The sequence below is a fragment of the Pseudoalteromonas sp. SR41-4 genome (assembly GCF_014163985.1).
Taxonomy (GTDB): domain Bacteria; phylum Pseudomonadota; class Gammaproteobacteria; order Enterobacterales; family Alteromonadaceae; genus Pseudoalteromonas; species Pseudoalteromonas rhizosphaerae.
In genome coordinates this window covers 116,512-138,319 of sequence record NZ_JACJEI010000006.1, presented here as the reverse complement: position 1 = coordinate 138,319, position 21,808 = coordinate 116,512, and the positions used below count along the sequence as shown (strand labels likewise).

Genomic DNA, 21,808 nt, shown 5'->3' with positions numbered 1-21,808 from the left:
TTTTTAATGGCCGTTTTGCTGTTTAAATAAAATAATTTAAAACACTTATAATGAGAATGTACGGCCTATCGACAATACAATACGCTCATCTGCAGTATCAATATCTAGGCTGGTGTTCTCGCCCGCTACCTCAATATCAAAACCCGCTAAACTTGTTTGATAAGCAAGACGATAGTGGTTATACGATTTACCATCGGTATCCCATGCGAACTTATCGCCATCGAGTGAATTTGAAATATCAAAGCTGGCACGCAATGCGTGATTAGGTGCAAGTTCAATGGTGTGTGCAACCATAGAAATCACATGACCTGCGCCGGTACCAAAATAATCCCAGCTATACCAAAAGTTAAGCTCTGTTTGCCCTAACTCACTTGCGTAACCAAATTTAGTGTAGGCTTCAAAGTAGTTACCATCGCTTGAGTTGCTTTGCCCATGGTAACTGTAATACGCAAGGCCGTAATCAATACTGAGCGCTTCATTTAACTGCGCATAGCGACCGAAGTAAGCATCCCATTCAATATTTGTGTCGTCACCAAAGTCAACGTTTGACGCCCACGTGCCAGCATACATGCCTGACTCGCCAAATGAATAATCAAGGCTACCTTGTAACGCTGGGTCGTTTTGCGTTTGGCTCACACCATTAAAGGTATAATCTGATGCGCCGGTTACGGTTGCTGACCAATCAGCCAATACTGAGGTTGAAAAAAGTGCAAACGGTAATGCGACTGCTAATAATGTTTTTTGTGTTGTCATGTTAATTCCTTCGCTACTGTATAAGCTAATATCTAGCTAGCTGATTCAATTTTTGTGTAGTCAATTTTGTTGTCTTTCGGCGAACTATCAATGTTACTCACAGTTTTAACTTTGCTATAGGCAATATAGGCTGCACACGCAAAGAACAAACCAATCACTAACACTCCGACCCACTGGATTTGTAGAAAGTTCTGCTTAAATAATAGGGTTAATAATGAAAGAGCGACAACATTTAGCGCAATATATTTAAATTTACCTAAACGTTTAACCGTCATACCCATATTGTCGGTGTATAAACGGATCAGTGAATCAAGCGAGTTGATCACAAACACTACGCCAACAAATACCATTGCTATATTTTTGATCCCTTGTGTATCAATGCCTGCTTCGTGATACTGATAAAGCACGCCAAACCAAATTGCGATTGGGATTGAAGGGAAAATTAACATTGCCCCCAATACTTGATAGGTTTTTAATCCACCGACAAAACGTGAAGTGAATTGACCAATCATAATACTCCACGCAAACCACCAAAATAAATAAAACTCATGGTAATCATTGAGTGGCAGTACAAACTGATTAATATTGCCAAAGTAACTACCAATTAACGTTAAATTATTTGTAAAATCTGACACTTGGCCATTTTCGCCCATAAATGCGCCAAACCACATAAAACCAATTAGTGCTATAAATAACCAGGTAGTTGAAATACTTAGAAAACGTACATATTTAATATCGGTGCTTGAATACACCGCAAAGCAAATAGCTGCGAATACAATTAAATAAAATGACGGAATAATCGACTCACCATCACCAAGACTAGGTAAATACCAAGGTAGGTTAGAGAGCAATAAGAAAGCGGTGAAGGCACAAGTACCAATAATAACTACATTATTGATTAATTTAACCCAAGGAATTTCGAAAAATTTCACTTTAGGTTCTATTACACAGAAATAAAAGCACGTAAGGAAATAGAATCCCCAGATCAGAAAGCCCCAATAACCAAACTCGATAGCTAGTGGATTGGCAAACGCGTACTCTGGGCTTGCTTTTATGTCTGCATAACCTGCAAACTCAGTGAGTGGAAACATGATCAAGCCAACATCTAAGCCTGATGTAAATAAGATGGCGATAAAGGTAAATGTTCTTACCGGTGTGACGCCAACACACTTTACATTGCCCCATTTTACTAAAATTGCAACAATTGCTAGTAGGGTGAAAATAATGCCTGCGCTAAGCCATAAGGTCATAATTCCCTCCCCAAAATAAATGAAAATACATCATTACGTCTCCGTGTTTTTAGTCTCGCATTAACGCACCACAAACAACTTATGATGCGCGCCACTGCAAGCCCCAAGGTACAAAATGTGCCCCAGGTGGCCTGGTTAGATCTCCGAACTACGCTGCACAGTTTGCCATTGAGATTCAACAGCAACCTTTGCTTGCGATTTACTAAGTGGTGGCTTACCTAAAATTAGATCAGCCGCTTTTTCTGCCACCATAATGGTTGGCGCATTTAAATTTCCGTTAGGAACCGTTGGGAAGATTGATGAATCCACCACATGCAGTCCCTCAATGCCATGTACTTGAGTATTTGAGTTTACTACTGCCAGTTCATCTTCACCCATTTTGCATGAACATGAAGGATGGTAAGCACTCTCAACTGCCTGACGTACAAAAGCATCTATTTGTTCATCGGTTTGAATCTCTTTACCTGGTTGGATTTCGCCATCGCGGTAATCATCAAACGCACTTTGCTCAATGATTTCACGCGTTAAACGCACACAGGCTCTAAACCCTTCAATATCATCTTGATGCTGTAAATAGTTAAATTGGATCTTAGGTGCAACCGTTGGATCAGCCGATTTAATTGTTACTGCACCGCGGCTTTTAGGCTTGTTATGCCCTACATGGACCTGAAAACCATGGCCATCAAAAGCACTTTTACCGTCATAACGAATTGCCGCAGGTAAAAAGTGATATTGAATATCAGGCCACTCAACCCCCGGTTTTGAGCGAATAAATGCACAAGATTCAAAATGATTAGTCGCCCCAAGACCGCTGCGGTTTAATAACCAACGCGCGCCAATAAGGCCCTTTGAAATAAGGCCAAGCTTGCCGTTTAAGGTAATTGGCTGCTTACACTTATACTGGAAATAAAACTCCAAGTGATCTTGCAGATTTTGCCCAACCCCGGGTAAATGGTGCTTAACCTCGATACCCGCTGCTTTAAGTATTTCGCTGTCGCCAATACCAGAAAGTTGCAATAAATGCGGTGAACCAATCGGACCGGCACTTAAAATAACGTCTTTACTGGCCTTTGCTTTAACAATATCGCCATTAACTTTGTACTGCACACCAACGGCTTTTTTGCCTTCAAGCAACACCTTTTCAGCCAACGCACCAGTAACAATAACTAAGTTTCTACGTGACTTCACTGGGTCTAAATATTCACGACTTGCAGAGCTGCGCACACCGTCTTTAACGGTCATGTGCATTGGACCAAAACCCTCTTGCTGCGCTGCGTTATAATCGTCAGTGGCTGCATATCCGGCTTGCTGGCCCGCTTTGATAAAGGCTTTATAAAGCGGGTTCGCCATTTCGTTACCGTTGTTCACACCCAAAGGGCCGCTATCACCACGATAGTCGTTTTTACCTAAATAGAATGATTCTGCTTTTTGAAAATACGGTAAACAGGATTGATAATCCCACCCTTGTGCACCATGTTGTTGCCATTCATCAAAGTCTTTAGCATGGCCACGTACATACACCATGCCATTGATAGATGATGAGCCACCTAACACTTTGCCACGCGGGCAGTGCATTTGACGATCATCTAGATACGGTTCAGCTTCACTATGAAACTGCCACGCGTATTTATCTGAATTCATCGGAATTGATAGCGCGGTAGGCATTTTAATGAAAATGCTTTTATCGCTGCCGCCAGTCTCTAATAATAAAACGCGGTTGCGGCTATCTTCGGATAAACGATTAGCCAGTACACAGCCCGCCGACCCTGCACCCACTATGATGTAATCATACGTTAGTGCAGTCATTAAAATGGGCTCTCTATATTAGTCATACCGACATAAATCGATTTAGTTTGGGTGTAATGATCAAGTGTTTCAATGCCATTTTCACGACCGATACCTGACTGCTTATAACCGCCCACAGGCATTTCTGCTGGCGAATTGCCGTAGCTGTTGATCCAACAAATACCTGCTTGCAGCTGATGAATAACACGGTGTGCGCGCTTAATATCTTTGGTAAACACGCCTGCAGCAAGGCCTAAGTGAGTATCGTTAGCACGGTGAATTACATCATCTTCGTCATCAAACGTTAATACGCTCATTACGGGACCAAAGATTTCTTCTTTGACGATCGTCATATCATCAGTGCAATCAATAAATACCGTTGGTGCAACAAAGTAACCGTTTGGTGCAGAGGCTGGGCTAAGCGTTTTACCACCTGTTAATAACGTTGCACCTTCGCTGATGCCTTTATCGATATAGCTCATCACTAATTGTTGATGCTTTTTGGAAATTAATGCGCCAAAGTTAACGTTAGGATCGAGTGGATCGCCCGCTATAATATTTTCTTCAGTGCGTGTTTTAAGCTCATCAATAAATTGCTGATAAACATTTTTGTGAACATAAATACGGGTGCAGTTAGTGCAAATTTCACCTTGCGTATAAAAATTACCTAACATTGCAGCACTTACTGCCTGTGAAATATCGGCATCATCAAATACTAGCAGTGGTGATTTACCACCAAGTTCCATGGTGACATCTTTTAATGAACCCGCAGCACTAGCAACTACTTTTTTACCTGTGCCTACTTCGCCGGTAAACGATACTTTCTCAATATCAGCTGATTGTGTTAACCACTGGCCAACTTCTGCTGCACCTTGCACCACGTTGAACACGCCTGCAGGTACACCCGCTTCGATGAATATTTCGGCAAGCTTAATTGCGCCAAGTGGCGTTTCTTCAGAAGGTTTAAAAATAAATGCATTTCCGGCAGCCAAAGCTGGGCCGGATTTCCAACAAGCGATTTGCAGCGGGTAGTTCCACGCACCGATTCCGGCACAAATCCCTAATGGCTCTTTACGGGTATAATAAAAATCTTCGCCAACCATTTGCTGCTGGCCAACTTGGGCAGGTGCTAGCCCTGCAAAATACTCGATTACATCAGCGCCAGTTTGCACATCAACACACTCGGCTTCTTGCCATGGTTTACCGGTATCTAGCACTTCTATTTTTGCAAGTAAATCATTACGCTCGCGCAATAATGCAACCGCTTTTAGTAAGATACGACTACGTTCAATCGGACTCATAGTTGACCATGCAGCAAATCCTTGTTTAGCACTTTGAATAGCCGCATTTTGAATAAACGCATCTGCCACTTCTACATAATAAATTACGTCATCTGTTGCTGGGTTTTTAACTGCAAATGTTTCGCCACTTTGATTTTTTAAAAAGTGACCATTGATAAAGTTTTGATAAACAGGTGTTGTCACATTAAGCTCCATACTGTTTGATAAGTGAACATACAAAGTTTTTTGCTAGCTGTTCACAATGTGCAAATTGATCTTGATCAGACTTACTTAGTACCGCTCTTAACCATAAGCCATCGATCATTGCCGCACATAATTGCGCTGCAAGTTTGGCTTCATCATCACCCATCAATTGTTTAAATGAGCTGACTAAATTACTAAGAAGTCGTCGGCTATTTACGTTCTGTAAGCGATGCAACTGAACATCGTGCATCGATTGCGCCCAAAAGCTTAACCAAGTTTTAGTGGTATCGCTGCGCTGTTGTAATCTGGCAAAGTTAGCTTCTATTATCAGCATTAACCTTTGCTCAGGGGTCGTTGTTGGCGTTACTTGTTTGATCAGCTCGTGTTTTAGATTGGTTAATAAATAACGCACAGTGGCTTCTATCAAGCCCTGCTTACCACCAAAATAATGACTAATAATGCCCGACGATAATCCTGCTTTTTTACTGATACTATTAATGGTTGTTGCTTGTAAGCCAAATTCAGCAACCGAACTAATAGTAGCGTCAATTAGCTGCTGACGACGGACAGGTTCCATTCCAACTTTAGGCATATTTTTATTAATTGAACGTTCAATAAAAATAAAGGTTAAAGTAATGGAACTGATAATTCAAGGTTGACAAACTGTGAATAGGCTAAAATGAAGAGAGCTAAGTGACCCTAAGTAACTGTCCTAGCGTTGATAAATCGGCTTAGAAAAAAGTTGCGAAAAAAATCGAAAAACAGCTGCTTTTTAAGTAAATGCGAAAAAAATCAGCTATATTAGGTTGAAAATCATATCTGGTTAGTCTCAGGTATCACTTTTAAAATCACAGAATTATCTATCAAAAAAACAAACTACAGGAAACTCGATGTCTAATTTTAATGAATATAAAGTATTGCATGTTGTTGAGGGTGGCTGTGGCACATTGCTGCTAGGTTCGAGCGGGTTACCACTTAAAAGGCTAGAAGCAACACTTAATGATGAAGCACAAAATGGCTGGCAACTGGTATTTCAGGTTATCGAAAGCAAACGTTTTTTGCTATTTTGGTCACGCGAAGCTGTGATCTTAACGTTAGGCAGAAACCGTGCTTAAAGCAATGACGCTTAGTGCAATTCGCCGCTATCAAAAAAATGGCGGCGCTAAGGCACATTTTAATATTAGTTGTAATTTCAGTCCTTCCTGCTCAGAGTTTACTCATCAAGCAATTACTAAATATGGGCTAGTGAAAGGTCTGTTTATTGGCGTAAAAAGAATACGGCGTTGCAATAACCCCGACTGTGTAACCGTAAAATCCGATCCACTTCCTTGAGGCTTATTAATGCCATGACATCAGAACAACTAAATGCTCAAGAAGAGCAGCTTCGTTCAGAAGTAAATGCATTGTCCCCTGAACAGCGTAAACTATTTTACCAGCAAGAAAAGCGTCTCGTTAAAGACCCTGATACTTATGCGGTACTGAATTGGTTTTTTGCCGCAGGTTTACACCACTTTTACTTAGGTAGATTTCAACGTGGTGCGGTGAATTTAACGCTGATGCTAATTGGCATACTCACTATTTATAGCTTTGGCGTATTTTTAATCATCGTCGTTTTGTTAATTGAATTACCACAGCTTTTTAAGAGTCAACGCATCGTCCATCAATATAACAATCAAGTTATGGCTGATATTCTAAAACAACTAACCGACTCTTGATTACTTAAAGCAAATGCTAGATACTGTTTTTTTATACAGTTACGGTGTGTGTTATGAAAAAAGAATTACCCGAAAAATATTATTTAGCCCACTTTAAAGAGCTAATAACATTTATCGACACTCAATGCAGACACTTATTAGAGCAAAAACACGTCGATTTCATTAATAAAGTAAACCGACTTACTGAGCAAGGCCAGTGCATGCTGGCACGCATTTATTCTCGTAAACCTTTACTCGTAGCAATCACCACGCTTAATTATAATGAAATAGACAGCCCTGCACTGGCACTCGAAGAGCTAAAAACAGCACAGCTCATTAGTCATCCAAATTACACCGACTATCAACACGTACTCGCACATCTAACTAAACCCGTATTGCTAGCACTACTCGCGCCTTTCGATATCCAACCTAGTATTAAAAAAAGCGTCACTAAAGCACAACTGGTAGCACAGACTTGCGATTTTTTTGCTACTAAGCCGGAACATTTAACCTGCCTTTATAACCAGTTTGTTATTAATAACCGCTTTGCTGTGTATGAATACTTTGAATTTCTATACATAGGCCGCTTAAGCACTGGTGATATTAACCATCAAAATAGCTTTGTACTGCGTGATTTGGGCCTAAGAACCACACGAGAAAACCATACAGTAAGTTTAGCTCGCTTTGATACACGTGAAGAGGCGCAATCTAACTACGCGCTAAATCGTTATCGCATGGCATTTAAAAGCGCGCAAAGTGATGACGAATATCAAGCTTTAGCTATTGAGCTTATTAATCAACCGGCCGAAGGTACATTAGCAGTCAACCTTAAAAACAAGCTCCTTTTACGACTTCACCAACAACTAAAAAAATATAATATTGAGCTGTGTTTTACACTTTTAAATGCCTGTGAAAATAGCGCTGAAGCAACTGAATTACAAATACGCGAGCAATACCGCCAAGGTAATAAAGAGTGGGTAAAAATCCAGCTTGAAACCATCATCGAAGATCCGCTCACTGATGATTTACTGTATTTTGCTGATGACTTTTTAATGCGTAAATTTAACAAGCAAACTCGCTCTCGCTTAAGTGCAATGCTCGCCGATACGCAATGTGTTATTGAAATTGACGAAGTTTATCGAAACGATGTAGAGCAAGGTGTTACAGAACACTACACTCAACAAGGGTTAACTGTTTTTTATACCGAAAATACGCTTTGGCAGAGCCTTTTTGGTTTAGTTTTTTGGCGCGAGCTTTATATAGATACTCCCACCCCACCTTGCAATGAGTTTGATATGTTTCCACAATCATTGAGAACCGACTGCTTTTATCATACCCAACACCAAAAAATTGAAGCACTACTAGCAAACTGGCAAACACCGGATGATTTACTAAAACACGTTTGTAAAAGTGCCGCCCGTTATTTTGAGCAAGCTAATGGGCTGTTTCGCTGGCATAGCGAGCTATTACGACCATTAGAAGTGCTGATTTTAAATAGCTCATTAGCAGCGCTAAAAAGTCACTTAAAGAATATGACCATGCGCTTTATGCAGCTTAAAGATGGTTACCCTGATTTGATGGTGCTAAATGGTAATAAACTCCATTTTGAAGAAGTAAAAGCCCCAGGTGATAAATTAAGACGTAATCAGCTAACAACGATTGATTGCCTCAAAAATAATGGATTCAATGTACACATTGCGGCCGTAAAATGGGTTAATGATCCCAATCGTATTTACAGCGTGGTCGACATTGAAACCACTGGTAGTTTAAAAGGCGGCAATCGGATCACCGAAATTGGCATAGTTAAAATGCAACACGGCAAAGTAATTGATACTTGGTCAACACTTATCAACCCGCAAATGCGCATTCCTAAGTTTATAGTGTCTTTAACCGGTATTAATGACGCAATGGTAGCAACTGCACCACGCTTTACTGAAATAGCTGAGACTTTACTTAATAAACTAAAAGGCACTATTTTTGTGGCTCACAATGTAAACTTTGATTACGGCTTTATTCGTAAAGAATGTGAAATGGCAGGTATCCACTTTAAAATGCCCAAATTATGTACTGTGGTTGAATCTCGCAAAGCGTTTCCTGGTTTAAAATCATACTCTTTAGGTAACCTCAGTGCGCATTTTGACTTAAACCTGACAAGCCATCACCGAGCACTCGCTGATGCCAGCGCAACCGCTGAGTTACTTTTGCTTATAAAAAAATTTAACTAAATTAATAACTTAAGCTTTTAGCGCAAATGACCCAAAGCCAGCTTTTGCTAAATAAAAGCAAGGTATTGATTGCAACCCTCCCAGTACCTCGCTATAGAAGTCAACGCGTCTGTCTAATACTTACCGTTAGCATTAATAACCCAACTGCAATACCCAAAAAGTAATAAGGCATTCCTGCATCCCAACTCGCTTGACTGTTCACCCCTAAAAAGTCTAAATATAGTCCACCTTGCAGAGGCCCTATGTACCAAATGACTAGAAACACAACTTCAAACATTCGTTTTGACTGCGTAAATGTACCGCAAAAATAGGCCAACGAAACCATAAACGAAATAGCCACAAACAATTGCACCAGCAACAACCACTCAGCTATGACTAAAAACCGCGCAATACTGCCTATACAGGCAAAGGCTAACAATCCCCAACCAGCACTGAAACTAGCCATACTTTGTAATAGCGGTGATTGCTTGCTATAAGCCATAATTTCAATAGTATTTGTTTGCCTCTCTAGCTGCCCTAACGGCGATATAACCAATACACACCACAACAATGACATAGGTAAAAAAAGACTCAGCAACAGGTTCTGATCAACAAAAACTTGGCACACATTCAAAATGACCAATCCGATGAGCCACAGATTTGTTTGCCCTTTAAGCATTAACTTAAACTCTAATCGTAATAAGCGTGTAACAGCGAATGACTTAGTTGCGCCAACAAATATTCTATCGAGTATTCCTGTGACTTTTTCAATTACGCTAACTATTCGCCATTGCTTTTTAATCTCGTTCATTGAGCCATTACTAAAACGATCAAAAAATAAAAATGCTAAGCTTAGAGCTATTGAGCTGACTATCAATAAAGGCAACATTCCTTGGAAGTGCACAGCACTTGGCTCAAACCCATGCCAAACAAATGTTTTTACAGATTCACTAGCTGTTATGCCAACATTGGTACCACCCTGCTCTGTTGGAAAACGCGCAGCAACCTCTATATCTAAACTTTCAAGCTCTGCACCAATGCCTGATACTCCTTCAATACTTTGCGTTATCGAGCCAACCCACAAGAAAAAATATACCACATTACCTAACCCCCCTTTGAGCCACGTTATCGACTCAAATAAAATAGCGATTGATGCAATTGCTAATAACAAAGGTAAAACAAACACTAATTGCGGCCAAACGAGTGCCCACACATCAACCTGATAGCTTTCGCCATAATAAAGCTGTATCAATACACTACTGAGCAACATCGCCAATACAATTGAAAGTAAAATCAGTACATTTACCCCCCACTTAGCGAATAGAAAAGCCTGTTTGCTAATCGACGTTGCTGCAATAAGCTCACACGTTTTTGATTGCCTGTCTAACTCAAGTGCATTTTTAACCAAGTAAAAGCAAATAATTGGTAAGAACATAACATTTAGCATAGCTAAACATACACCAATCCACGCGCTGTTATAAATGCCGCGGTAGCCATTAATCACTAGTGTTTGGTACTGCGCATCAGGGGACGGAAAATACAATAACGTTAATACAGACATAGCCAACAAGGTCACCATATAACTTTGTTGTCGTGTACGTTGTTTAAAGTCAGCGACCATACATTGCCAAATCTGTTTCATTAACCGATCCTCGCTGCGCTGCGAGGTGCTGGTTGCTCGCTAGTAAAATACAAGTAAGCATCTTCGAGTGATGCCGCCCGTACCGTGGCTTTAGAATCAGGGCAATGATCCGCAACAAGGTTTAATTCAAGCTTTCCTTCTTTTCGAATGCTGTGGCTAACAATATACTCATGCTGGATCTGTTTCAGATCCGATGGTTCAATCGTTAATGTCCAACATTTTTCAGCCACTTTTTGCTGTAATACATTCGCTGTTACTGATTGAATAAGTGTGCCACCGCGCATAATGGCAATGCGGTCCGCAATCGATTCAACATCTGACACAATATGCGTGGAGAATATAATGCAACGATCCGCCGCAAGCTCAGTCAATAACTGCCTAAAGTTGGCTCGTTCATGCGGATCAAGACCAACCGTCGGCTCGTCAATGATCAATAATTTAGGATCATTTAATAACGCCTGCGCAATTCCAATGCGTTGTTTCATGCCTCCAGAGTAACCTTTTAGCGGCTGATGTGCGGCGTGGGTTAAATTAAGCTTATTCAGCAAATCATCAATAACACTATTGGCATGTGCATTTTCAAGCCCTTTAAGCCCTGCCATATATTGCAAAAATTCAAACCCCGACAGTTGTTCATACACGCCAAAATATTGAGGTAAATAGCCCAGCTCTTTGCGTAACAATTGTGGTGATTTAACAATATCTTGGCCTTGCCATAAAATAACACCTTGTGTTGGCTTAGTAATGGTAGCCAGAATTCTCATCAAACTAGATTTTCCAGCTCCATTAGGGCCTAACAAGGCTAAAATCCCAGGTTCAACTTGCAAAGATAATGTATTAATTGCGCATTTTGCATCTTTGCTTTTATTATATTGATGACGTAATGATTGAATATCTAATAGCATGAGTGTCTATTCCTAATTAAGTTACACTCATTCAGCAAATATTAAGCCATGTAAATAACAATTAATAATCAACGACTTAAGTTTTAAACTTTTTAAATAAACAATATTGAATAACAACTCTTACCAAATAATGGCGAAAAACATCAACGTGATAAGTTAACGTGTAGTCATTTTTCTCACCCGCTGATGCATTTAACTTATTCAGTCTAACCGCAGTAAAAACTAAAACAAACTTTGATACTGCTCTATTAGATAATCTGTGTAAGCAATATCGCCACGATAACGCGATAAATGCGTGGTATCACGGTACATTTGCGGGGTTATTTGCGGTATATTTTGATGGTTTTTCATTTTAATACCAGTGGCTTGCTCTATTTGCGCTATTACTTCTGCTAAACGTTTTTCAGCCTCTGGTGTTGTTTTTATCCACTTACTGTTTTTTGGCAGCATGATCACTTCAACGTTCTCAGATACACGTTGAAAGTTTTTTACAATATTAATAAAATGCGTAACCAATAATGGTTGAAAATGAAGCTGCTCTATATCTGCACTGCGAATACGACTAAGGCGATCGTTTTTCATTTCGTTATCAGTTTGCGTAACGTGGTAATAGTCGTTAAATATAGCTAACGTTTCTGCTGTTCGCTCTTGTGGGATTGTACCGCCCCCTTGCCATTCATAGCTCCATTCTGCGCCCTTATAATTAGGATATTCTTCTACAAATTTTTCACCGAGTAAACGTCCTAAGCGGCGACGCTGCGCAATAGTTTCATCATCATCTTTAAACGTTTGATGCGATTTAGGTGGAAACATCTCTCGACCCAAAAAACTGGTGATCATTTCAGCTGAAATATTGCCGCGCAAATATTTTATATTGAATAATCGTACGCCACGAGTAAGATCATTTTTTGCAATTACCATTAACTCCTGATCATTAGCGAGTAAAGTTAAAAATGAGTCTAAAACTGGGGTCGCTCTGCTCCAGCGCGTTTGCGTGGTTTGAAAAGGATTAAACTCAATCATGGTTAGCTTTATTTTGCGATCTTCTTTGACAAATTCATCCGCAATACGTCGTGATAAAAAATCTTGAAAGTACGGGTTTAGCCCACCAAAGCCAAAGTTAAATGATTTAACTTGCTTACCCCGCTGCGCTAAATCAGCATCAAATTTTCGTGGCGAAAATCCGGCACGCGTCATTGATGAGCCAAAAAACATCACAACATCGTTTGGTTCTTTCACTATTTGTGGCAAAGCTACACGTGACTCAGTAACCCTTGCTATTGCGCCTTGAGTATTTGCTCCCATCCCATGCAAAATAAGATGAATACCGACAAGTGCGAAAGCCATGCATAAGCCAATAACAAGAATCGACTTTCCATATAATTTTTGTGATGTCATTGCTACTCTACCTTGATGATTAGAATTGGAAATAGATAAACTCATTGCTTGGCTCCCCGATAAATAAACATACCCCTTGCCCTAACATCATTAACAGCCAAAATAACCAGGGTTTATTTTCCAGCTTGTCAGCGCCCTTTATTACGTAAAAATCCATAATATGTACAAGTAATACCCACACACTGGTCATTACAAAAATAGTCATTGCGTTGCTTCCAGCTGCTATTGTTGAATTAAATACATGTAAATTAGTAATAATATCTATGGCAGAAGTTAAGTCGTTGGCTGCAAAAAACACCCAACCTATAAGGACTAAATAAAACGTGATGGCCCACTTAATAAAAGTTACAAACAGTGCATTGGATTGATTAAAACGTGCAAATATTTTCAGCCCTGCTAAATAGTGCGTAGCAGTGATAATAGCGCCATGAAATGCGCCCCAAGCAACAAAAGTCCACGCTGCGCCATGCCATAAACCACCCAGTAACATAGTTAAAAACACATTACGGGTGCGGTTATTATTTCTGTTCCCGCCTAATGAAATATATAAATAATCTCGTAACCAAGTCGAGAGTGAAATATGCCAACGACGCCAAAAATCAACCGGAGAAAGTGCGAAGTAAGGCACTCTAAAATTAAGTGGAATACTAAAACCGAGTATCAGCGCAATACCAATTGCCATATCGGTATAACCCGAAAAGTCACCGTATATCTGCCCTGCAAATGCCAATACGCCAGTCCAAAGCTCCAGTGTGCTTATGGGGCCTTTTGCCTCAAAAGCATGTTGTGCAGGGATAGCCAATATATCTGCACCAGTTTTTTTAATCAGCCCCACAGTGATCAGCAAAAAACCATGTTTTACAGCAGTGTACTTAGGCAAGGCGATGGCGTGCATTTGTGGCAAAATATGACTTGCACGAAGAATTGGGCCTGCAACCAGTTGTGGGAAAAACGATAAAGCAGCAACAAATTCAACTAAGCCTTTACGTGGTTTCATATCGCCACGGTAAACATCAATGGTGTAACTTAAACTTTGAAAAGTATAAAAAGAAATACCAACAGGCAGTACCCACCCTAATGTCTCAATGGAGGCATTGTAACCAAGCGTAGATAACAGCTCAGACACAGAATTGAGTACAAAGTCAGCATATTTAAACACCGCTAATAACCCTAAATTAAGCACCACAGATAACGTAACCCATTGCTTTTTACGTTGCTGCGTTGATGCTTTATATATAGCTTGAGCAATAAAGTAATCGGCTACCCCACTGCCCACCAGCAAGGGAATAAAACTATAATTCCACGCGCCATAAAAAACTAAGCTGCCGACTAAAATCAAATACACTTTGGGTTTTTGTTTTAAAAAAACAAAACCGTAAAACAAAATAAAAATGGCAAAAAACCAAAAGAATATGGGGGTATTAAATATCATGTTGCCCCCTTATATTTTGTTCAATAATTGTTCTTTGGTAACGAGTAAACATACTGTTTTCCTTTATTCAGAGCGAGTTTGGTTGACCCACTAAAAGTAGGGGGAAAACCAATCAATAATTAATTGAAGTAATTTAAATAAATTTGACGCAGGCTGACTTGCATTCGCTCATCAGCCAAGTTAGAACAACGCATTCAGGGGGGCGAGTGAAGTAATATGTGATTCATTGGCGTGCTCCATTAGCTATTAGTAACGCTTTAATTGACTCTGTGCGAGCACGATTAAGGGGGGTACGTCGCTGGTAACCATCAGATGCTCCTGTAGTAACCGCTAAGTTTACATCAGCGCCCCGTGATATTAATAATTGGCTCATATCGTAAAAACCAAAATATGCAGCATTTATAAGGGCCGTTTCATCACGCGGTACAATTGCATTTATATCAGCGCCGTTATCAAGTAAAAGCGTAGCCAATTCAATGTTATTATTCATCGCAGCAACTATCAGCGGGTTACCATCACCACTTGATGACTGATTTACATCCGCGCCTAAGTCAATTAATGCCTGAGTCATTATTTTGTTATTTTTTTTCACGGCAATCATTAACGCAGTGCCATCACCAATCACTGGTACATTAATATCAACCCCATCATTTCGCAGCACACGTATCGCATCAATATCATTACGCGTGACCGCATTAATTAATAAAGTGCTCTCGAATTGTGGTAACAGTGAATAATGTCGGGCATCTGCTACGGTATGTTTAATACTAATTTTGGGTGAAAATGCCTGCGTTGCTTGAATCGTTGTAGCAGCGAGCACTGCACACACCAAAGCAATTACAGCGATACTTGGCTTTTTAAATTGCTTATTTTCTAACACTGCACCAATGCGATAATTTAGCTCTTTTTTCTTACTAAAAAGCCCCATTGCCAGCACACTCCTTTGCTGCATTACCATTAATTTTGCACAATCAATCAGTGATTGCGCATATTGTTGAGTATTTTTAATTTCATTTACTGCACGTAAGTCACAGGCTATTTCGCGTTCTACATGAATTTGCTTGTTAAGCATGCGTATCACCGGGCTCCACCAAAATAGAATCGCGATGACTTCTTGAAATAAACCAAACCAGTTATCTTTGCGTTTAATATGCGCGTTTTCATGAAGCACTATCGCCAGTAATTGCTCATGCTTGAGTTGCTCGGTAAGGCTTTTTGGAAGAATAATTTTAGGTTGTTTAAACCCTACAACTAAAGGAGAGGATACTTTAGTTGAAGTATAAACCTGTGTATCAATATGGGCAGATAAATGTGGCGCTTTTTCAATTGTTGAGCTTATCAAATAGCGTGTTTGAATATATGATGACAATACTGTAAATACTCGCCAAACGCTGCCTGCAAGCCAGATTAATACGGCTATACTTAGCAAAAATGAAAAATTAAATACGATTTCACTAGGCAAGTGCCAGCTGTTATTCGGCTCATTAATAATACCCGTACTAGCTGTGTTCAACACATTAGGATCTTGTTGAGAAGCAATGGTTTGCGCTGTTGTATTGATCTCTGTATTTTCGTTTTCATTCCCGGTTGTGATCAAGGTAAAAGGGATGACTGTTGCGGTAATTAACGTCGTCATCCACAACCAGCTTTTCAACTCAGCCCCCGATGGAACACATTTATTAATCAACGTAAGTCCCAATAAAAGTATAAAACCAATAACAAGGTGATGAAATGCTAACGTTGTTAATAAGGTATATTCAATCATCATTGTCCTGACGTCCTTTTCTAGGTTTGTTAATCTTTACTTTGGTCAACTTTACGCTGTAATGCTTCTAAATCATCAAGATCAATGTCAGTCTCTTGCATTAAATGCTGTGCCAATACCTTAGGTGAGCCACCAAAAAACTTATTCAGCATCGAAGTTAATGCACTTTGCCGCGCTTCTTTTTGAGTAATTTTTGGTGTGTAAATAAACGCTTTTCCTTCTTTTCTAAAGTCGGCGTAGCCTTTTTCAGCAAGGATCTTACATAACGTTTGTACTGTGGTATAAGCGGTTTTTTTTTCCTTTGATAGTTCATCTGTTATATCGCGCACAGACGCCTCACCACTTTCCCAAAGCACTTCCATAATACTTTGCTCACCATCGGTAAGCTGATTTGATTTATTTCTAGCCATCGTATTTAACCTTTTTAAAGTTCTACTAATTAATTAGTTTTAAATACTATAGCGTGCCCAACTCAATCTATCAACTAATTAATTAGTTTTTAATAATTTAGTAATTAGTACTCGTAATCCAGGCTAAAAAGTTCTTTAAAATTTGTAAATAATGGCTACATGTTCTAAACCTTAAGAGTAGCCTTTAGAGGAAGCTCCTTATGCCGTCAACAAACACAATAGATAAACACTCCGAATTTGCGCGCTGTTTAGAGTGCAATAAGGTCAGCACTTTTGCAGCATTTCATTGGCTGGCACTGGCCTTTAAAGATATGGCCAGAGCCCCTATTTTAAGCTTGATTTATGGGATTGTTTTCACTCTGATCCCGCTGGCAATTGTCTATTTCGCGGTGTTCACTGACAGCTACTTAGTTGTTTTACCAGCCAGTGTCGCATTTGCTCTGATCGGCCCGGTATTTGCGGTCGGTCTCTATGATGTTGCTTGGGAGCTAGAAAAAGGCCACACACCAACACTTAGCCATTCTCTAAAATCAATGTTCAGAAACCCGGTCGGTGAATGGGGATTTGCAATTTTACTGATGGTAATAATGATTATATGGATGCGTCTGGCAGCGATAGTTCATGCACTTTACCCCAGTCATGCTAATCCTACATTTGAAGAACTCTCCGCTTTTTTAACTTTAGGTACCATTATCGGCGGAATTTTGCTGGTTACTGTATTTGCTATTTCAGCATTTACTCCACAAATTATGATGGAAAGACGGGTCGATATAATGACCGCGGTTATGTCATCAATGAATGCCGTTAAAACCAACTTTTCAGCGATGATTGTTTGGTCTGCATGTATTTTTATACTCGTAGCCCTTGGTTTTGTCACTGGTGCTACTGGTTTTATAGTTATTATGCCACTACTTAGCTATGCCAGCTGGCACGGCTATATTGCCGTAATTAAAACCAAAAAAGCCCGCAGCTATGAATAAACTAAAATGCATAAAGGCCAATAAAACTGGCCTTTTTCTTGGAATGAATACCTAAGTGAGCTTTATTACAGCTACTTTTTGCCTGTCAGCATTGCGCTCATAACGCCATCACGTTTGATTAAACCATGATAAAGCGCGGCACTGATGTGCATAAAAATCATTGCTAAAAACAACCAAGCTACAATGCCATGCATTTCTCGGAAAAATGCAAAGTATTTAATATCAGCGTCAAGCAAATTAGGTAACTGAAATAACCCAAAAAACTGCACCACACGCCCGTCCGCATTTTGCATTAACCAGCCAGATAGCGGCATCAGTATCATCGCGCAATAAAGCCCAAAGTGAGTGATATGAGCTGCAAACCGCTGCAACCTAGGTAACTCAGTGGGTAAAGTAGGCGTGCAGCTGTACACTTTATTTATTAATCTCAGCACAACTAAAATGAGCGCTAAAATACCGGTAGATTTATGTAAGGTGACAGCCTCAACCTGCCAAACGGCCAAGCTTTGTACCATTGATAACCCTAAAAATAGCATCGATATTAACATCAGCGCCATCACCCAATGTAATAACCGACTGCCTGCTGAGTAGCCCTTATTTGCTGACATTATTCACCTCCGTTTGTTGCGCTAACTTTAGCACCTAACAATGTTTCTTTTGCACGACGACGATATGACTGCGCATACGCGGCACCACGCGCACGTAAAATCGGATCGGCTGTCGCACTCATACCCTGCGGTAACACCAACGGATCAAAGTTTGCGTCGCCACAGGCTGCGTTTTCTTGGTTGTGCCAAGAAACGATTGATAATGTGCCAGCATTTATCGTCTGTCTATCTGAGGGCCACGGTATGGTTGGATTATTCTCATCATCATTAGACGCCGCTAAGGTAAAAATTAAATCAAATTTAACAGCGTTTTGATCTAAACGTGATGCCAACTCTTGTTGAAGTGCGTTGGCCGATGACGTATTGAGCATCGCAGCATTATTTGTCGCTTTGTGCGGACGCGCAACCCAACGCACAGCTTGTTTATCACCTAGCTCATTATGTAAATAAAACGCATTGATACTGTGATAACGTTCAGCGGCAAAACTATTGGCAGGCACATAGTCAGCTTTCCAATCATTAAATGCTTTACTTTCTGGATGTGCTTTAAAGAACGCTGTTATTTTTTCTGGGTCTCGTTGTTTTGTTATAGGATCCGGTGATAATGCCTGCAATTGCTGAAAAAATGCCTCAGGTGTAGCAACTGCCATTACAGGAGGCGTATTCATAGCAACACGCCATTCATCGACTGTGCCACTGTTTACTGCAAATGCTAGACTGCGCACCGGTGCTTTTAAATCTGGCGCGGTTGGATTATTACCTGCAATTGAGAAACGCCCATAAAATGGCGTACTGCCCTTTTTAAACACCTCTGCGACCGAGTAAGAAGATAGTGCCCCTGTTGATTCAAAATTACCCGTTATACATATACCCTTAGCATGCGCACGACGAAAACCGGCATGTGGTGTGTCACCTTGCTGCAAATCAACAAATTTTTGTGCTGTTACTGCATCACGATTAAATGCGCCTGCAAAATAAAGTGTCGCCGTTGCAAAAACAGCCATCGACCCTAGTAATAAGCTACCTCGATAAAGTATCGCTGGCATACCCAACCTACTGCGTTTAACTTTAGTCATCCTACTCACGACCTCTTGAAATGATTATTGATTATTAGTGCCCACATGCAAAGACCGACGAAAGAGGAAAACTATTTCAACAAATTAAAAAACTTCGCTCTAAAGTTAACAATTACCTCTGTTAGGATTTATTTTTAGACCTAAAGTTGTGCATATTTAGGAGAGATATTGCAATATTCTATATTGGATGAAGTCAATATTTATATCTATGCGCAGGACAAGTGTTGCCCAGGACCATACAAGCAAGTTAGCCTTCAACATGGCTATCAGCAAACATTGAATTTAAAAAGCACCTTGATAACCCGCTTTGCATTAACTGTTTTAAATAACCTAGCAGGTCATCCTATTAAAATGACAATGCCACACTCATTTCATAACTTTGTGGCTCTTTCCTTACGTCATAGTAGCTATCTGGCGCATAGGTAGGGTTATAATGCTGTTTATCAAACATATTTTTTACACCAATAGTCCATTGCCACGCACTTTGCTTACTAGGGCGATAACTCAAGTGAGCATCCAAAGTCCAGTAGCTACCTTTATTATCTCGTTGTGCAATTTCTGGCACTTTTACACTGGTATGATAGCTTAGGCTTTGGTTACGCCGACTAAGGTAATTAATTCCCGCATAAAATGAAAATTGCTCATCCTCCATAAACAGCAGCCAATTTAATGTATCTTTTGCCAATGACGCTTGCTCTGAATTAACTCGGGTATAATTAAATGAAGTACTAATGCGGTTAAAGTGAGACCAATCTGCATAATATTGATTATTCCACTCAACTTCATATCCAGGAACGTGTAATTGCTCACTGCTATTTTCGTAAGGCTTACCATTTACAGACTGAATAAACTCACTCAAATAACTGCTAAACCCGCGCAGAGTAATATTATTATTAGCTGAAAAATGATAAACCCACTCACCTTCAAATGTCTCTATTTGTTCAGGATTTAGATTTGGATTTCCTGATATATTATTGTCACTGCGCACTTCATATTGCTGTAAAAAAGTAGGCGCTCGAAAAGCCGTTCCCCATATCAATTTACCAGACCACTGTTCATTACCTTGATAAGTCACAGCAATCCGCGGAGAAGTTTCTGAGCTGAACTCAGGGTAGTCATCAACCCGCACACCAACCGTCAATCCTAAGCGTTGCTCAAAAAATAGTGATTCTTGTTGAAAGTAAATAGCCCGATTATGGCTTGATGGTGTTAAGTCACCATCTCGAATCACCCTTGATTCATACTCATTAACTTCTACCGCGTTTTGTTTTTTTATCGTCTCATGATATTCACCGACTTGACGTTGTTGAAAGGTCAGCCCCACAATAGCATGGTGATTTGGATTAAACGCGTAACTCCACTGACTGCGCACACCATTTGATGTGGAATCCAAGTCTGAGTCAGAATAAAAATCAATATTGCCCTGCAGATCGGTAATCGTACGTTCAAAGTAGCGCTTCACCTTGTAGGTATACAATTGATTTTCTATCGATAATTTATCAAAGCTAAGTTTATTTTGGATGTGCGCACTGAGTGTTTGATAGCGTTGAGATTTATATTGATTTGACGAGTAATGAGGATACTCTGTCGTGTAATCATCATAATTTATACCAAATTGCCACTGCTCATTGCGTAAAGACACTCCCAGACTTTTAGCATCAACATTATTATCATGCGTTGATGCAAAACCGTTGCGGTCATATTGTTGAGGATAGCCTTTGCTATCTAAGAGTCGCCCTGACAAAACAAATGTTCCGCCCGCAAACTCTTTCCCCGTATTGATAGTAGCTGATTTACGATCGTAACTGGCAACCCCTGCTGAGATGAGAGTTCGTTCAGGCGCTTTTGCTTTCGTAAAAATAGAAATCAAACCTGAATATGCATCACCACCATATAACGCAGATCCAGGTCCGCGGATAACTTCTATTCGCTCAATATTATTTATTTGTATCTGTTCATCAGGAGACCAGCCTCCAATTAAACCTTCCCGCTGAGGTACGCCATCAATAGTTAACATTACTTTGCTGTTTCGACCTGATGGAATGCCTCGGATCCACACCATGTCTCGGCCATTTCGCCGCGATAGTATTTGTACGCCAGGCAACATTTTCAATATATCTGATAGCGTTCGCGCGCCCATACTTGCAATTTGAGTGGCGTTAACTGAGCTAATAATATTCGGCGCTTGGCTTATCTTTTTTACGGTTTGTGAAGGGCTCACAACTTCAATGTTAAGTAAGCTCTCAAGCGGGATCTCAAATAGGTTAGTATCTTGCTCATTACTATATGAAAAACTTGGCAAAGCTGCCAAGCACATAACTAATGAATTAAGCGGCAAATAACGAGTCAAACGTTTAGGCTTCATATCATACTTAATAAAACTAATAACCATAAAAAGGCTAGCTTAATTACCACTATATTG

Annotated in this window: 19 protein-coding genes; 5 read left to right on the top strand and 14 right to left on the bottom strand. The window is 40.1% G+C overall.

Annotated elements, in window-relative coordinates; translation table 11 throughout:
- Nucleotides 1-45 precede the first annotated feature (45 nt).
- From H5180_RS06900 to betI, 5 genes are all read right to left on the bottom strand, one after another.
- Entirely contained in the window at nt 46-753 is a 708-nt protein-coding gene (locus H5180_RS06900; protein WP_145240814.1) for a TorF family putative porin, read from the bottom strand.
- A 32-nt stretch (nt 754-785) separates the two neighbouring features.
- Nucleotides 786-2,003, bottom strand: coding sequence for a BCCT family transporter (locus H5180_RS06895; RefSeq protein WP_145240812.1), 1,218 nt, complete (start codon nt 2,001-2,003; stop codon nt 786-788).
- Nucleotides 2,004-2,138: 135 nt separating this feature from the next.
- Nucleotides 2,139-3,809: a choline dehydrogenase gene (gene betA / locus H5180_RS06890; RefSeq protein ID WP_182757966.1), complete on the bottom strand. Its 1,671-nt coding sequence runs from the start codon at nt 3,807-3,809 to the stop codon at nt 2,139-2,141.
- Nucleotides 3,809-5,272: a betaine-aldehyde dehydrogenase gene (gene betB / locus H5180_RS06885; protein ID WP_145240808.1), complete on the bottom strand. Its 1,464-nt coding sequence runs from the start codon at nt 5,270-5,272 to the stop codon at nt 3,809-3,811. Before betB ends, betA begins: the two co-directional genes overlap by 1 nt.
- A gap of 1 nt (nt 5,273) precedes the next feature.
- A complete protein-coding gene (gene betI, locus H5180_RS06880; protein ID WP_145240806.1) occupies nt 5,274-5,864 on the bottom strand; it encodes a transcriptional regulator BetI in 591 nt (196 codons plus the stop codon).
- A 298-nt stretch (nt 5,865-6,162) separates the two neighbouring features.
- On the opposite strand from betI, the gene H5180_RS06875 reads away from it, so the two are divergent.
- Genes H5180_RS06875 through H5180_RS06860 form a run of 4 tightly spaced genes read left to right on the top strand, consistent with a single transcriptional unit; the run spans nt 6,163 to nt 9,191 of the window.
- Nucleotides 6,163-6,387: a DUF4177 domain-containing protein gene (locus H5180_RS06875; protein ID WP_145240804.1), complete on the top strand. Its 225-nt coding sequence runs from the start codon at nt 6,163-6,165 to the stop codon at nt 6,385-6,387.
- Nucleotides 6,388-6,391: 4 nt separating this feature from the next.
- Nucleotides 6,392-6,604 (top strand): membrane protein insertion efficiency factor YidD, encoded by a 213-nt coding sequence (yidD, locus tag H5180_RS06870; RefSeq protein WP_220491300.1) that lies wholly within the window; start codon nt 6,392-6,394, stop codon nt 6,602-6,604.
- A 14-nt stretch (nt 6,605-6,618) separates the two neighbouring features.
- Nucleotides 6,619-6,987, top strand: coding sequence for a TM2 domain-containing protein (locus H5180_RS06865; protein ID WP_182718001.1), 369 nt, complete (start codon nt 6,619-6,621; stop codon nt 6,985-6,987).
- A gap of 53 nt (nt 6,988-7,040) precedes the next feature.
- Nucleotides 7,041-9,191 carry an exonuclease domain-containing protein gene (locus H5180_RS06860; RefSeq protein WP_182757965.1) on the top strand — a complete coding sequence of 717 codons (2,151 nt, stop codon included), beginning with the start codon at nt 7,041-7,043 and terminating at the stop codon, nt 9,189-9,191.
- A gap of 100 nt (nt 9,192-9,291) precedes the next feature.
- On the opposite strand, the gene H5180_RS06855 is transcribed toward H5180_RS06860, so the two are convergent.
- The 6 genes from H5180_RS06855 to H5180_RS06830 form a co-directional block, all read right to left on the bottom strand.
- Nucleotides 9,292-10,812 (bottom strand): hypothetical protein, encoded by a 1,521-nt coding sequence (locus H5180_RS06855; RefSeq protein ID WP_182757964.1) that lies wholly within the window; start codon nt 10,810-10,812, stop codon nt 9,292-9,294.
- Nucleotides 10,812-11,717: an ABC transporter ATP-binding protein gene (locus tag H5180_RS06850; protein ID WP_149981756.1), complete on the bottom strand. Its 906-nt coding sequence runs from the start codon at nt 11,715-11,717 to the stop codon at nt 10,812-10,814. The genes H5180_RS06855 and H5180_RS06850 overlap by 1 nt, the downstream gene beginning before the upstream one ends.
- A 222-nt stretch (nt 11,718-11,939) precedes the next feature.
- Nucleotides 11,940-13,115 carry a hypothetical protein gene (locus tag H5180_RS06845; protein WP_259399548.1) on the bottom strand — a complete coding sequence of 392 codons (1,176 nt, stop codon included), beginning with the start codon at nt 13,113-13,115 and terminating at the stop codon, nt 11,940-11,942.
- A 19-nt stretch (nt 13,116-13,134) separates the two neighbouring features.
- Nucleotides 13,135-14,547: an MBOAT family protein gene (locus tag H5180_RS06840; protein WP_145240790.1), complete on the bottom strand. Its 1,413-nt coding sequence runs from the start codon at nt 14,545-14,547 to the stop codon at nt 13,135-13,137.
- Nucleotides 14,548-14,770: 223 nt separating this feature from the next.
- Nucleotides 14,771-16,315 (bottom strand): M56 family metallopeptidase, encoded by a 1,545-nt coding sequence (locus H5180_RS06835; RefSeq protein ID WP_182731137.1) that lies wholly within the window; start codon nt 16,313-16,315, stop codon nt 14,771-14,773.
- A 26-nt stretch (nt 16,316-16,341) separates the two neighbouring features.
- Nucleotides 16,342-16,722, bottom strand: a complete 381-nt coding sequence (locus H5180_RS06830; protein WP_145240786.1) for a BlaI/MecI/CopY family transcriptional regulator — start codon at nt 16,720-16,722, stop codon at nt 16,342-16,344.
- A 200-nt stretch (nt 16,723-16,922) separates the two neighbouring features.
- Between H5180_RS06830 and H5180_RS06825 the strand changes: the two genes are divergently transcribed.
- Complete coding sequence (locus H5180_RS06825; RefSeq protein WP_145240784.1) at nt 16,923-17,702, top strand: DUF2189 domain-containing protein; 780 nt, start codon at nt 16,923-16,925, stop codon at nt 17,700-17,702.
- A 71-nt stretch (nt 17,703-17,773) separates the two neighbouring features.
- Here H5180_RS06825 and H5180_RS06820 read toward each other — a convergent pair whose 3' ends face one another.
- From H5180_RS06820 to H5180_RS06810, 3 genes are all read right to left on the bottom strand, one after another.
- Nucleotides 17,774-18,310: a cytochrome b gene (locus H5180_RS06820; protein ID WP_145240782.1), complete on the bottom strand. Its 537-nt coding sequence runs from the start codon at nt 18,308-18,310 to the stop codon at nt 17,774-17,776.
- Nucleotides 18,310-19,386, bottom strand: coding sequence for a catalase family peroxidase (locus tag H5180_RS06815; RefSeq protein ID WP_259399547.1), 1,077 nt, complete (start codon nt 19,384-19,386; stop codon nt 18,310-18,312). Before H5180_RS06815 ends, H5180_RS06820 begins: the two co-directional genes overlap by 1 nt.
- Before the next feature lie 346 nt (nt 19,387-19,732).
- Entirely contained in the window at nt 19,733-21,751 is a 2,019-nt protein-coding gene (locus tag H5180_RS06810; RefSeq protein ID WP_182757962.1) for a TonB-dependent siderophore receptor, read from the bottom strand.
- Nucleotides 21,752-21,808: the final 57 nt, after the last annotated feature.